Raw genomic sequence first — 12,512 nt, 5'->3', positions numbered from 1 at the left:
TTGTGTTGACGAGCGGTGTTGCCCTGCGCGGTCGTTACCAGCGGTCTTCAGTTGCTGCTTTCACCTCATCGGTTGCGCCGGTGGGCGGACCTCGTTAGTTTGTGGCTGGCACGCGATCAATCGAAGACACCAGAAGACACCAGAGGATATCGACCATGCAGAAGAAACCGATCGAGATGTTGCTCGGCGCCGCGTTGATCCTAGGCACCGTGTTACCTGGCACGCTGCTGGCGCAGGCCGCTGAGCCAGCAGTGGCGGGGATGATGGGGGCGCAGCTGACCGGGAAGGTCATGGTGGTCAATCCCGAGACGCGGCTGATGACATTGAAGGACGCTGATGGGGCCTATCACGTGTTGCATGTGCCGCCGGAGGTGACGCGCATCGATCAGATCAAGATCGGCGATGAGGTGACGATCGCGGAGATCTCATCCGCCTTGATCGAGATCGTTCCAGCCGACGAGGCCGGACCGGTCGCCAGCGAGCGGAGCACGGACGTCGATCGTCAGCCCGGCAAGAAGCCCGCGGGTAGCATTACGGACACGCTCACCGTTTACGGCAAAGTGGTCGGGATGGATAGCGCGAAGGGGACCGTTACGATTGAAGGGCCCAACCAGACCCGCACGCTCGATGTCGATGATCCAAGCCTGCTCGGCAGCATCTCGGTTGGCGATGGTGTGATTGCGCGTTTCCAGAACGTGATCATCGGCGAGGTCAAGTAGCAGCCGGATCACAGGGCAAAAGAGTCTAGGAGGCAGCGTCTCCGGTCCAAGGTAGCCTGGCTGCTGAGGGTCGGGGTGCGTCGAGCAGTGAAAGCATCAATAACGACTGATCTGCGGCTGGTTGCTGGGCGCAATTGCTGGCGGGTAGAGACTGCGCGGCGGGTCGGTCTCTGTGTCGATGGCGAGTGCTATTTCGGCATGCTGCGCCAGAGCCTGATCGCAGCGCGTCGGTTCATCGCCATCACGGCTTGGGACATCCACAGTCAGCTCGAGCTGGCCCGTCCAGACCCGCAAGACGGTTGGCCAACCGCGTTTGGGGATCTGCTGCTGCGCCTGCTCGAGCTGCGCCCCGAGCTGGAGATCTTCATCCTGCTCTGGGACTACGCGCCGATCTACGCCCTCGAGCGTGAGCCGTTGTTCTTTGGCGAGGTGCCCTGGCACAAGGATGCGGACAAGCGCCATCCGCGCCTGCACTTTATCCTCGACGACGTGCATCCGCTGATGGCTAGCCAACATCAAAAGCTGGTGCTGATCGATGGCGCCTTGGCCTGGTGTGGTGGCTTCGATATCAGCAAATGGCGTTGGGATACCGAGGCGCATCGTGCCGATGAGCCGCGCCGGCGAGATCCCAGCGGTGATCCTTATCCGCCGTTCCATGATCTACAGCTGCTGGTCGACGGCGATGCGGCAAGCGCGCTCTGTGAGCTCTTTGCCGTGCGTTGGGAGCGGGCGGGGGGTGGGGTTCCGCAGGTGCTGCATTCGGGCTCAGAGGCGGCAACAGCCAATGTTAGGGCGGCTGATGTCGATGCTGCCAATGGCGGTACGGGTGATGATGGCGGCGCGGGTGATGGCGGCACGGATGATGATGGCGGTGCCGATGACGCCTGGCCGGCGCAGCTCGAGCCGTTCTTGCATGAGCAGGCAATCGGCATTGCACGCACCCTGCCGCTGTTTAACGGGCGCGCCGAGGTTCGGGAGTCCGAGCAGCTCTACTTGGACATGATCGCGGCGGCCCGAGAGCTGATCTATATCGAGAATCAGTACCTCACCTCGCGATCGGTCGCCGAGGCACTGGAGCGCCGCTTGGCGCAGCCGGAAGGTCCGCTGATCTTGATCATTCTGCCGCGCGAGACCGGACATTGGCTCGAGCAGCATACGATGGACCTGATTCGCGCCCGAATCCTCGAGAGACTGCGCGACGCAGATCGGCATGGCCGGTTGCATTGTTACTATCCGGACCTGCCTGCGCTTGGTGACAAGTGCCTCATGGTGCACGCGAAGCTGATGATCATCGACGACCGCGTGCTGCGGATCGGTTCGTCGAATCTCAGCAACCGCTCGATGGGGCTCGATAGCGAGTGCGATCTCTGCCTGGTCGGCGACACCGAGGTCGCGCGCACCGAGATCCAGCGTCTGCGTCGGCGCCTGCTCGCGATGTTCCTATCGATTGACCCTGAGACGCTTGCGGATCTGGAGGCCGAATGCCGGCGCTCGTTCGCCAACGGCAAGGGTTCGGCGGCGATAGGTCTGGCTGGAGCGCTTGCTCAGTTGGTCGACGGCGGTGGGGCTGGCGCCAAAGCGGCAGCGGAAGAGCAAGCGGAAGCCGATGGGTCGCAGCGCGATGCCCTCGTCAACTGCGATCGCGCTCTTGGCGCCGATCCCCGGCCTGATCGCGCTGATAGAGAGGCTGATAGAGAGGCTGATAGAGAGGCTGATAGAGAGGCTGATAGAGAGGCTGATAGCTCGCCTCGAAACCAGACCCGCCCAGGTTTGCGATTGCGTCGCCTCGAACCTAGCATCGACCCCGAATGGGATCGCCAAGTCCCTGACGAACGACTGATCGATCCGGATCGCCCGCTGGCTCCAGACTGGGTTGGCGATGTCGTCGTCGGTGAGGAGCACCAGCCGCACGCACGCTGGCGCGCGCTGCTCGGCGTTGGCCTGCTGCTCGCATTTCTGGTGCTTGCGGCGCTGTGGCGCTGGACGCCGGTGGGCGACTGGCTAGAGCCGCAGCAGCTGGCCGAGGCGGCTCGGGCGCTGACCCACTCGCTGTGGGGTGTGCCGGTCGCGCTTGGCGTCTTTGTGGTCGCGAGCGTGGCGGCGGTTCCGGTGACACTGGTGATCTTGGTCACCACCTTGGTGTTCGATCCGCTGTCTGGCGCCTTAATTGCGCTTGGAGGCTCGGTGCTAGCGGCTGCTGCCGGCTATCAGATCGGCCATTTCACCGGCGCTGGCACGGCTGAGAAGCGTCTCGGCGGACGGCTTAGCGACCTGCGCCAGCGTTTGGCGAAGCGCGGCATCTTTACGGTCGTGGTGCTGCGTATCGTGCCGGTGGCGCCCTTCGCCATCCTCAATCTGATCGCTGGGGCGATTCAGGTTCGGTTCCGCGATTATCTGATCGGCACCCTAGTCGGCATGGCGCCAGCGGTGATTGCGATGGCGCTGTTCTCTCAGGGCCTGCTCCAGCTCTTGGGGCGTGCCGATATGCGCTCGCTGGCGTTCTTGCTTGGCGGCATCCTCATTGGCGTTGCGCTGTTCTGGCTCGGGCGGCATCTGTTACGCAGGTTGGACTAGCTGGCGTGCGCGAGGCCCTGACGGTTGCTACCTATAATATTCATCGTGCGGTCGGAGCGGATCGCCGCAAGGACCCAGTGCGCATCGCCGAGACCATCGCCGAACTCGATGCGGATCTGATCGCGCTGCAGGAGGTCGAGACGCCCGTTGCCGATGCGCCGCTGATCTTTTTGCAGCGCTTGGAGGCGCTCGGCTATGAGGCGCGGCTCGGCCACACCCTGCAGCGCGGGGCGCATCACTACGGCAATCTCCTGCTGAGCCGCTTACCGGTGCTCAGCCACCGTCTGCTGGACATCAGCCAGCCAGGGCGCGAGCCGCGCGGGCTCATCGATATCAGCATCACCTTGGCGCCACTGAGTGAGCAGGCGGATGCGGGCTCACCGGTAGGCGTGGGCGCGTCGGCAGAGGCGGGCTCGCCGTTAGACGCGGGCTCGTCGGCAGACGCCAGAGCGCAGGGAGATGCCGTTCCATTGGTGCTGCGCTGTCTTGCGACCCATCTTGGCCTGAGCGCCGCCGAGCGTCGGCATCAGATCGCAGCGATCTGCTCGCATCTCTGCGATACGGTCCCCGCAGATTGTGATCTAACGGTGCTGATGGGGGATTTCAACGAGTGGCGTCGCAACAGCCCCCGGCTTGCGCCGATCGATCGGCTGCTGCGACCGGCAGCGATGCCGGCGAGCTTTCCGTCGCGGTGGCCGTTGTTGGCGCTGGACCGGCTTTGGCACGGGCCTGGGCTCGAGCTGGTCGATGGCTTGGTGGTGAGCACCGCCGCGACCCGCGCCGCCTCGGACCATCTGCCGCTTCTGGCTAGACTGCGTTTGTGCAAACCCAACTGACCGGATCGAGGTTACAGACCCAGCCGCTCTAGGTCGCCACCTCCAGCGCTGCGGGCCCGCGCGGCTTGAAGTCTATGGTCTGAGTAGGGAACGCGAATTCGATGCCTTCTGCATTGAAGCGTTCGATAAGCTGCAGGTTCACCCAGGTGGCATGCTCGAGGTAGGCCCAGTAGTCAGGCGGCGAGAACCAGTAGATGACCAGGACGTTCAGGGAGTCTGCGTTGAGGTCGCTGAAGTAGACCCGTGGCGGTAGATTTTCGTCATCCACGTGGATGCGCTGGTTGGTCGGCCGCCCCAGCTCTTCCTCGCTGCGATCGCCGTCTTCCTCTAGCGACAGCAGTTGCCGCGTGATCTCGATCGCGCGTTGGATCTTCTCCGGTGGAGTGTCGTAGGTCAGGGTGATGTTCAGCAGGCGTTTGATGTTCGGGCGCGCTGCGACGTTCTCGATACTCGAGGTACAGACCTCATCGTTTGGCAGACTGACCAAATGACCGTCGAGGGTCCGCAGCCGCGTGGAGCGTAAGCCGATCTCTTCGATGATGCCTTGGTGCTGGCCAATGACGACCCGGTCGCCAACCCGAAACGGCTTGTCCGCGAAGAGAATCACGCCGCCGAGCAAGTTCCCGAGCGTTGGCTTTGCAGCGAGTGCAAACGCGAGTCCGCTAACACCCACGCCAGCCAGCAGCGGAATGAGCGAGACGCCCAGGGCCTGCAGACCCTCCACCCAGACCCAGATGGCGAGCGCATAGGCCACCAGGCGGCAGGCGAGGCGCACCATACTGGCGTCCAGTCCTGCCGGGCTGATCGAGGGCGAGCGAATGATGATCGCGGCCACCAGATTGGCACCGACCAATAGCGCCCAGGTGACTGCGGCATAGAACCAGACCCAGAGCACATCGTCGATCACCTCCAGCGGAAGCAAACGTAGCCGCACATCGAGGGCAATGATTTGGATCCAGATCGGGATAAAGGCGAGCAGCAGCAGCGGCAGGACGAGTCGCGCCAGACTAAAGCGGATCTCGCTGGGGTCGTTCCAGCGGTTGGTGAGGAGCCGGCTGATGCGATAGACCACCAGTGCGGAGATCAAGCTGATCAGTAGGATCACCGTGGTGGTTAGGTATTTCCACAACGGCTGACCAAACAGTGGCTGGCGCAAGATCGCCGGCATGGCATCGGTGATCTGGGTTGAGATCAGGGGGCCAGAATAGGCCAGATAGTGCTCGATCAGCGTGGTCTCGTTGTTATCGGGCGGAGACTTTGCGAGCGCGGCTTGATAGAGGATCTCGGCGTCTTTAACGGTGCCGTCAAAGAAGGTCCAGTCGCCAGTCCGCGGTCCTTCTTGTATCCGCTGGAAAGCGATCGTGGTTCCCGGAAGACGCCAATAGTCGAGCCCCTGCTTCGCGACCTCAGCCTGGTCCGGGATCGCTTGCGTCGGTGGTAACGGAACTCGGGCGATGACCTCCGCGAGCTGCGACAGGGCAGCGTTGGCTCGGGCGAAGCGCTCGCTCTCGGGGAGGATCGAGGCGCTGATGAGCTGCCCCATCTGCGTGTACAGCTCGATGAGTTGCTGCTCCTGTGCGCCGTCGATGTCTCCTTGTCGGCTACCATGGTTAAAGACGTCTCGGATCTCAGTGGCCAGCTCATCAAATGTTTGGAGCAGTTGTCTTGGGCTGCGGCTGTCTTTGACAAATAGCGGACTAGGCGCGTGATTGCCGGTCGATAAGGCGTCACCGAGCTTCCGTTTGAGGCCGTCTTCGGCGCCTGCGGTCGCCGTTGACTGCAGCATGATCAGCAGGGTGAGTAGTGACGTGATCAGGAGCAGCCAGGCAGCGGCTCGCATGCGGCGAATCGGCACCTTCTCGCCTCTCTGGACGCGGACCCTGTTCGACGAAGGGCTGTGGTTGTTACGCAGATTGATCAACGGCACGGCGACTCTCATCGGTTGTAAGCGCTGATGCGCAGTGCGGTCTGCATGCGTGCTCAACGTCCTTAGAGCGAGCCCGAGAGTGGGGTCGCAGACTAAGCTTGGCCTTGAGTCGGCTGCCACTCGCGGAGCGGACTAAAATCTCTTCAAGAAGCCGCCGCGCTGTTGGAGGGGGCGCTGCGATCGGAGTCGAACAGCATTTCGGCAAATATGGGGCAGCTGCAAATGATCGACAACGATCTTCGAGAACAGCTGGCTCGGTTGTACGCGACTTAGGAACGGTTCAAGACAGCGTGAACAGGTCGTTGCCTCTGCTTTTTGCGTCGCCGGTCACATAGCCCGGGACTATGCTCCCGGCAACGCTCCTTTCAAGAGAAACGACAATTCGGCGCCATTCGGCACCAAAGTGTCCGGCGAACGCCTCAGCCCAGCAGGCTATTGCCAAGCAGCGGTGCGATCACCAGGCTGACGATGGCCATCACGTTGATGAGGATGTTCATCGATGGGCCAGAGGTGTCCTTGAAGGGGTCGCCGACGGTATCGCCGACCACCGTGGCCTTGTGGGTATCCGAGCCCTTGCCGCCGTGATTGCCTTTCTCGACGAACTTCTTGGCGTTGTCCCAAGCGCCGCCGGCGTTGGCCATTGTCAGCGCTAGGAGCACGCAGCCGAGCAGGGCGCCGCCGAGCATGCCGCCGAGTGCGGCTGGCCCGAGGATGAAGCCCACCACCCAGGGCGCGGCGATGGCGACCACGCCGGGCATGACCATCTTCTTCAGCGCCGCGGTGGTGGCGATGTCGACGCAGCGGGCGGTGTCTGGCTCCGCGGTGCCTTCCAGCAGGCCGGCGATCTCGCGGAACTGGCGGCGGATCTCGTTGATCATGGCAAAGGCGGCCTCGCCGACCGCGGTCATGGTCATAGCGGCGATGGCGAAGGGCAGGATGCCGCCGACAAATAGGCCGATGATCACCATCGGGTCGCTCAGCAGGAGCTCAAAGTCTGGCACATGCAGCGACACGCTTTCGATATAGGCGGTGATGATGGCCAGTGCCGCTAGCGCTGCTGCGCCGATGGCGAAGCCTTTGCCGATCGCGGCGGTGGTGTTGCCGAGCTCATCGAGGGAATCGGTGATGCGTCGGGTCTCGACGCCGAGGCCGGCCATCTCAGCGATGCCGCCGGCGTTGTCGGCGACCGGGCCATAGGCATCGATGGCCATGGTGATGCCGACGGTGGCGAGCATGCCAACCGCGGCGATGCCAACGCCGTAGAGCCCGGCCAATTGGTTCGAGACGAAGATGATGACGCTGATGGTGAGCATCGGCACGATGACCGAGCGCATGCCGACGGCGAAGCCAGTAATGATGACGGTTGCGGCACCCGTCTCACCGGCTAGCGCGATGCTGGCGACGGGCTTCGACGAGGTGTAGTACTCGGTGACCAAGCCAATCACGATGCCGCCGAGCGCGCCGATGAGCACGGCACCCCAGACCGCACCATTGATGCCGGTACCGATGATGACGAGATAGGCGACCAGCATGAACAGCAGGCTCGCGCCGATGGTGCCGATGCGCAGAGCGCGCTCGGGCGACTGGCTAGAAAAGCGCTTCACCAGCCAGATGCCAGCGATGGAGCAGAGCAAGCCGACCGACGACAGCGCCAGCGGCAGGAACATCAAGGCCTCGCGTTCCCCAATGGGATCGATGATATCGGCCGCCAGGGTTGAGGCAATGGCGATGGTGGCGATCATGGCGCCGCAATAGGACTCGAAGATGTCTGAGCCCATGCCGGCGACGTCGCCGACGTTGTCGCCGACATTGTCAGCAATCACGCCAGGATTGCGCGGGTCGTCTTCTGGAATCCCCGCCTCGATTTTGCCAACCAGGTCAGCGCCGACATCAGCGCTCTTGGTGAAGATCCCGCCGCCGACGCGCGAGAACAGTGCCACGCTCGACGCACCCATGCCGAAGCCATGGATGGCGTGGGCGGTCTCAGGGTCACCGCCGAAGAGCAGGTACAGCGTACCGAGACCGAGTAGCCCCAGCGAGGCCACTGCAAGGCCCATGATCGATCCGCCAAAGAACGCCACCGTGAGCGCCTCGGCGGCGCCCTTGGTGTGTGCGGCGACGGTGGTGCGTACATTGGCCTTGGTCGCGGTGTTCATGCCGATGTAGCCGGCGAGCGCCGAGGTCAGGGCGCCAACCAAGAAGGCTAATGCAGTCTTCCAACCGAGAAAGACATACAGCACCACGAGGAGCACGGCGGCGAAGACGCCGAGCACGGTATATTCCCGTCGCATGAAGACCATGGCGCCGAGGTGAATAGCATCGCCGATGGCGGCGACTTTTGCTTCGCCCTTCGGATAGGCCATCACGGTTCGAAAGATCAGATGCGCCGTCCAGAGTCCGACGATGCCGAAAAAGATGGGTATAAGAGCATTCAGGCTCATGGCTTGATGGTTCTCCCTCTCGCTCGAAGTGATTGTTTTTTCTAGGGAAAGGTGGGCTTGCTCAGTCTATTGCGCCGAGCAGCCGATGGGGCGGGTCGCGCTGCGCGCGCAACCACGCCGAGAGCAATGCTGTTACATGGCGCGCCAGAATCGATAGTTTGTCGCCTCGATCTCAGCCCGAGCGGGCATTGGAAAGAAGCGCGTCGAGTCTTGAGAAGCGAACATGAAACCGTGGCGAATGAGCTTGTAAGGAATGGTCTCGAAGGCGCTGTCGAGCCGGAGGCCTTTGCTCTGCTTACCCGGATCAGCGCGAAGCTCCATGATCGCCGCCCGCAGGTTCGATGGATGCAGACCGGGGATGGGTGCATGCATGGTCGGGCGATCCTCAAACTCTTCGAGGAAGTGCTCGATGTCCAGCTCGATTTGCGTATAGAACTGTTTCGGCGCGCCCTTGGGGAAGGTGGGATCGGTGATGTACTTGCCGAATGCGGGAAAGTCCATGCGCGACATCACCAGCATGCGCAGTGGTGCGATCTCGGCGTAGATGCGCAGGAAGCCTTCTTCGTGCGTCTTGTCATAAGGCGCGGCGTCGAGGGCTAAGGTGTAGCCCTCCGGTGTGCTGAGGAACACGCGTTTGATGGCGTCAAGCTCAATATGCTCGAGGACGCGGTAAGTCGAGAGGAAGATGGTCGCTTTGGGCCGGCCATCGGGATGCGGTTTGAGTGCCGCGAGTGCGTCGTCGATCTTGAAATACGGATGGCGGTAGTTGATGTCGATCTCGGCGAAGACGATCTTGCCCGCGTAGTAGCGCACCGAGCCGGCGGTGTAATGCTTGGCGAAGGCTTCTGGGTCGAGTTGGGAGGCAACCAAAGCCGGGTTTGGGGCCAAGATCTGATAGAGGTGACTGTCGTATTGCATGCTCGATTCCCCTGGTTGGGCGACGCGATCCACTGCGAGCTGAAAGCCCTGTGGTCGGCGCCGATGAGACCTGTTCGATTGGGCCACCAGCGCGATCAGGAATGCGCTTCTGGATGGGGCCTTTGCCGCGGCATCGCGTTGTGGCGAGGCCGTGCACTGACTCGGTTTCCCCTGGGTCGCTGCGGGAAAGCGCCGGATTATGCAGTATTTTCCCGCCCAGTGTTCCTGCGCCACTTGATCCGCGTCATGGCGCCGACGCTTCTTTACCGTTGAGCTTCCGCCAGCGCTGCTTGGAGGTAAAGAGCCCCAGACACGAAAAAGGCCGGCAGCACCTGCGCGCTGTCGACCTTTAAATAACCGGTCAGCCGCGAAGTGGCGGCTGGCCGAGCCTTATTAGGCGAAGACGGGCCTAGAAATCATCGTCCTTGTGGTGCGATTGCAATAAGGGTGGATGGCTGGTCAACGACTGACCCTCATTGCTCGAGGCAACCGTTGTATTGGTAGAGCGTACGCCATCGACTAGGAAGCGCAGGTCGTCGACGATCCGCTTGAGCTGCGAGGCCTGGTTGGCCAATTCCTCACTGGCGGCCGCGGACTCTTCGGCATTCGACGCGCTGATCTGGGTGACCTTGTCCATCTGCGAGACGGCGAGGTTGATCTGCTCAACACCGCGAGCTTGCTCATCACTGGCCGTTGCCACCTCACTCATCAACTTCGTCACCTGGGTGCTTGCGGTCACGGTCTCCTCGAACAGCGAAACCATATCCTCGGCCACGGCCTTACCCAAGTACTTCTCTAGCTCGGCGGACACCTCTTTGATGCGGACGGTGTTCTCTTGCGCCGATTTCATCAGCTCATTGGTGTTCTTGACCTCATCGGCACTGCGCTGAGCCAGCTTGCGGACCTCATCGGCGACGACGGCGAAGCCTTTGCCTTGCTCACCAGCGCGCGCGGCTTCGACCGCCGCGTTGAGCGCCAACAGGTTGGTCTGGAAGGCGATGCCGTCGATGGTGCCAACCACCTTGGCGGTGCTGTTGGTGCTTTCCTCGATCGCCTTGATCGCCGTGTCAAGCTTCTGCAGTCGGGTCCTGACCTCGTCGGCCGTGGCTCGAGCCGCCTTGACGCCTTGATCGGCCTTATCGTTCGCCGTGCGGCTGAGGGCATCCGCCTCGCGTGCATGCTCAGCATTCTGGCGCGTGCCTGCCGCCATCTCTTCAACGCTGGAGCTGGTCTCCTCGAGGCTGCTGGCCTGCTCGCCTGCACCCTCAGCCATCTGCTGGCTGCTGATGTTGACGTGGCCGCTGACGGTGGCGACTTGATCGCTGCCCTCTTGCAGGCCCTTCACCACGCGGTTAATCGGGCCGACGATCGAGCGGGTGATCAGCCAGGCGAGCACGATGCCGACGATCAGGGCAATGATCAGACCGATCATCACCACCAGGCTGCTGAGGGTCAGGCTCTGCATGGTCTCATCGGCAATCCGCTGGGTCCCGGCAAGCCCGGCATCGGCGGTAGCGATGGTCGCAGCGATCAATTCGTTGCCTGCGACCGTGCGCTGAGTCGCTAACTGGTCGTTGGCCTGGGTGTTGTTGACAAGGAGCTCTAAGGTCTTGCCATAGCCTGTTGCCGCAGCCCGGGTATTCTCGATCTCGGCGAGGAGTGCGCTGTCAGTGGTCGTCGCCTTCAGTTGGTCCAGCAGCTCTTGGATCTTCGGCAGATTGTTGGTCAGTGCTTGTTCGATAAAGCTCAGGTCGTTGAGCGCCTGGCCCTTGAATGCGCTAACCCGGGTCTCATTGCCCTGATTGATGATGTCAGTGGTGGTGGAGATCGCGTGATGGCGACTGTTCATATCCGCCTTCAAGGTCTCGATCTGGCTATCGAGAAAGGCCGTCGAGGTTGAGACGAAGGCATCGGCTGCTCGGTCCATGTCGTTGCGCAGTCTCGCCAGCAGTTGCTCGCTTGCTGAGAAGCCTTTGTCTGATTCGCGGCCGAACGCCTCGATGCCTTCCTGGTAGTTGGCCGCACTCTCGGCGATCGTATCGAGTTGTTCGATATTCACTTGTGCACGTGTGATCGGTCTGAGCGCGTCGATGATTGCTGGGATCTGCTGCAGACTCTCGATTGCATCCTGCCTTGATGCCGTTTCTCCGGTGGCCTGTGCCCTAAAGTTTGCAATACGGGCGCTGGAACCTAGCTCGACTACACGTGTGATCGCCTCGACCTTGGTTGTGCGTTCTTCGAGTGCTTGGTCGAACTGCTGATTTTGTGCGTCGAGGAAATTGGTTGCGGCTTGCATGAAGGCCGCTGCGTTGGTGTCGAGCTGTTGCCGGTTGCTGGCCAAGGCCACCTGCAGCTCTTGTGTCTGCTCCCTCAGCTCGAAGTAGCTGTCGCGCGCCTGCTGGGCGGTGTCGAGCTGGCCGCCGAGTGCGGTTAGATGCTTCGCGTTCTGGTTGAGTTTGCGCGCATCCTTGAGCGCATCGTCAAGGAGCCCGGCCTCGGTCTGAGCTTCGCGCCAGAAGGTCTCGTTACCGTTGGTAAAACTGTATCCGCGCATCGCGTACATGAGCCGATTTGCGGCGCCGCGCAGCCGAGTGGCGACGTCGACTTCAGGTACATACTCCTCGGCCAACATGGCCGACTGGTTCTTGACGGTCAGCATGTTGACGGTCGCGATGCCGCCGAGCACCGCGGTAATCGCGATCAGTGCCGCGAATCCCAAGATGATCTTGCTGCTAAGCTTTAGGTTTTGAAACATGTTCGTTCTGGCGTCTTTAAGTCGATGGAAGTCTGATCTGTTCCAGGCAGAGCAACGACAACTTGTTTATTTGAGAGCGATTCTGCGGTGGGCGAGGGGCACCTCAGCCAATTTCTGGAATCCGTTGGCCAGGTCTTTGTCTATTTACGCTTGTCCGCCCACAACTATAGCCTACAACGCGCGCGACCATAAGGGTGTTGCTGGAGTTCGCCTAGGGTTTTCCCCTCAATCGGTCATTACTGTGCGGTCTGTCGCAATTTGGGCGATTATTTTGTCGCGTTCGACGCGATTGGGGGCGCTTGGGCGTTCCCAGGTTTGGATCTTTAACGTCTGAGGAGACTG

The 12,512-nt window shown here is 61.8% G+C and carries 7 protein-coding genes; 3 read left to right on the top strand and 4 right to left on the bottom strand.

Features of this window, described 5'->3' with window-relative positions:
• Positions 1 to 155 precede the first annotated feature (155 nt).
• The 3 genes from CKO42_RS11560 (at position 156) to CKO42_RS11550 (ending at position 4,129) form a co-directional block, all read left to right on the top strand.
• Positions 156 to 719: a hypothetical protein gene (locus tag CKO42_RS11560; RefSeq protein ID WP_200243980.1), complete on the top strand. Its 564-nt coding sequence runs from the start codon at positions 156 to 158 to the stop codon at positions 717 to 719.
• A gap of 87 nt (positions 720 to 806) precedes the next feature.
• Positions 807 to 3,293: a VTT domain-containing protein gene (locus tag CKO42_RS11555; protein ID WP_200243979.1), complete on the top strand. Its 2,487-nt coding sequence runs from the start codon at positions 807 to 809 to the stop codon at positions 3,291 to 3,293.
• A 5-nt stretch (positions 3,294 to 3,298) separates the two neighbouring features.
• The gene (locus tag CKO42_RS11550; RefSeq protein ID WP_200243973.1) at positions 3,299 to 4,129 is read left to right on the top strand and encodes an endonuclease/exonuclease/phosphatase family protein; all 831 of its coding nucleotides are present in this window, start codon (positions 3,299 to 3,301) and stop codon (positions 4,127 to 4,129) included.
• A gap of 28 nt (positions 4,130 to 4,157) precedes the next feature.
• Here CKO42_RS11550 and CKO42_RS11545 read toward each other — a convergent pair whose 3' ends face one another.
• The 4 genes from CKO42_RS11545 to CKO42_RS11530 all read right to left on the bottom strand — a co-directional run bounded on the left by CKO42_RS11545 (position 4,158) and on the right by CKO42_RS11530 (position 12,170).
• A complete protein-coding gene (locus tag CKO42_RS11545; RefSeq protein WP_200243964.1) occupies positions 4,158 to 6,056 on the bottom strand; it encodes a mechanosensitive ion channel domain-containing protein in 1,899 nt (632 codons plus the stop codon).
• A gap of 419 nt (positions 6,057 to 6,475) precedes the next feature.
• Positions 6,476 to 8,497 (bottom strand): sodium-translocating pyrophosphatase, encoded by a 2,022-nt coding sequence (locus CKO42_RS11540; protein WP_200243963.1) that lies wholly within the window; start codon positions 8,495 to 8,497, stop codon positions 6,476 to 6,478.
• 132 nt (positions 8,498 to 8,629) lie between these two features.
• A complete protein-coding gene (locus tag CKO42_RS11535; RefSeq protein WP_200243961.1) occupies positions 8,630 to 9,415 on the bottom strand; it encodes a hypothetical protein in 786 nt (261 codons plus the stop codon).
• A gap of 409 nt (positions 9,416 to 9,824) precedes the next feature.
• Complete coding sequence (locus tag CKO42_RS11530; RefSeq protein WP_200243959.1) at positions 9,825 to 12,170, bottom strand: methyl-accepting chemotaxis protein; 2,346 nt, start codon at positions 12,168 to 12,170, stop codon at positions 9,825 to 9,827.
• Positions 12,171 to 12,512 lie beyond the last annotated feature (342 nt).

This window comes from Lamprobacter modestohalophilus (assembly GCF_016583905.1).
Classification (GTDB): Bacteria; Pseudomonadota; Gammaproteobacteria; order Chromatiales; family Chromatiaceae; genus Lamprobacter; species Lamprobacter modestohalophilus.
This window is presented reverse-complemented; position numbering and strand designations above follow the sequence as displayed.

Bases quoted from the DNA above. Each gene is read 5' to 3' on its own strand.
- CKO42_RS11530 (WP_200243959.1), bottom strand. From the start codon at position 12,170: ATGTTTCAAAACCTAAAGCTTAGCAGCAAGATCATCTTGGGATTCGCG.
- CKO42_RS11560 (WP_200243980.1), top strand. From the start codon at position 156: ATGCAGAAGAAACCGATCGAGATGTTGCTCGGCGCCGCGTTGATCCTA.
- CKO42_RS11535 (WP_200243961.1), bottom strand. From the start codon at position 9,415: ATGCAATACGACAGTCACCTCTATCAGATCTTGGCCCCAAACCCGGCT.
- CKO42_RS11540 (WP_200243963.1), bottom strand. From the start codon at position 8,497: ATGAGCCTGAATGCTCTTATACCCATCTTTTTCGGCATCGTCGGACTC.